General features: G+C 43.9%; 1 protein-coding gene. It reads left to right on the forward strand.

The features are described 5' to 3' along the window. A partial coding sequence (gene ansZ / locus ACWHAR_RS22490; protein ID WP_452087882.1) for an asparaginase AnsZ occupies positions 1 to 1,024 on the forward strand: 1,024 nt, incomplete at its 5' end. Positions 1,025 to 1,147 lie beyond the last annotated feature (123 nt).

The raw sequence follows: 1,147 nt of genomic DNA on the forward strand, positions 1-1,147 counted from the left end.
GACACAAAAAGTCTCTTCGGCTTCTGCCTCTGAAAAAAAGGATCTGCCGAATATTAGAATTTTAGCGACAGGAGGCACGATAGCTGGTGCCGATCAATCGAAAACCTCAACAACTGAATATAAAGCAGGTGTTGTCGGCGTTGAATCACTGATCGAGGCAGTTCCAGAAATGAAGGACATTGCAAACGTAAGCGGCGAGCAGATTGTTAACGTCGGCAGCACAAATATTGATAATAAAATATTGCTGAAGCTGGCGAAACGCATCAACGACTTGCTCGCTTCAGATGATGTAGACGGAATCGTCGTGACTCATGGAACAGATACATTGGAGGAAACCGCTTATTTTTTGAATCTCACCGTGAAAAGTGATAAACCGGTTGTTATTGTCGGTTCGATGAGGCCTTCCACAGCCATCAGCGCTGATGGGCCTTCTAACCTGTACAATGCAGTGAAAGTGGCAGGTGCCCCTGAGGCAAAAGGGAAAGGGACGCTTGTTGTTCTTAACGACCGGATTGCCTCAGCCCGATATGTCACCAAAACAAACACAACCACAACAGATACATTTAAATCAGAAGAAATGGGCTTCGTCGGAACAATTGCAGATGATATCTATTTTAATAATGAGATTACCCGTAAGCATACGAAGGACACGGATTTCTCGGTTTCTAATCTTGATGAGCTGCCGCAGGTTGACATTATCTATGGATACCAAAATGACGGAAGCTACCTGTTTGACGCTGCTGTAAAAGCCGGAGCAAAGGGGATTGTATTTGCCGGTTCTGGGAACGGGTCTTTATCTGACGCAGCCGAAAAAGGGGCGGACAGCGCAGTCAAAAAAGACGTCACAGTGGTGCGCTCTACCCGCACGGGAAATGGTGTCGTCACACCAAACCAAGACTATGCGGAAAAGGACCTGCTGGCATCGAACTCTTTAAACCCCCAAAAAGCACGGATGTTGCTGATGCTTGCGCTTACCAAAACAAATGATCCTCAAAAAATCCAAGCTTATTTCAATGAGTATTGAAGAAAAGAAGGTGAATAAGCCTTCTTTTTTTTGGCTTTTTAGGACCAATAATGACCTCTGAATCTTAAAATTTCTTTAAAAATAAGCCAAAATTACCCTTTACTTAATTAATTTGGTAACGTA

This window comes from Bacillus sp. LR--39 (genome assembly GCF_053613335.1).